At 43.1% G+C, this 255-nt stretch carries 1 protein-coding gene; it reads left to right on the top strand.

Annotated features, from left to right (window positions below):
- On the top strand, positions 1-236 hold a 236-nt coding region (locus tag FD23_RS08960), incomplete at its 5' end, for a hypothetical protein (RefSeq protein WP_236743915.1).
- Between the last annotated feature and the right edge of the window lie 19 nt (positions 237-255).

Below are 255 nucleotides of genomic sequence, written 5' to 3'. Positions count from 1 at the left end.
GAAAGACGATGATGAAGATGCCGAGAACGAAGAATATTAAGACAATTGAAGCCGAGATTTCCCAAACAGAAGAACAACTCCAGCGCCTTAAAGAGCGCTGCGATAAAGCGTCGCAGAAGCTAGATGCTCTCTATGAGCTCAAGAAACACCGAGAGCAGGAGGAATTACTAAAATCTATTGATAAAAGTACCCGAACTAAAGCTGAGATCCTCGCATTTCTGGAAAGTCATGCATAAAAGAAATACGGCTGGCAGA

This window comes from Lactobacillus delbrueckii subsp. delbrueckii DSM 20074 = JCM 1012, from assembly GCF_001433875.1.
Lineage (GTDB): Bacteria > Bacillota > Bacilli > Lactobacillales > Lactobacillaceae > Lactobacillus > Lactobacillus delbrueckii.
Note: the sequence above shows the minus strand (reverse complement) of the source record. Positions and strands in the feature narration are given on the sequence as shown.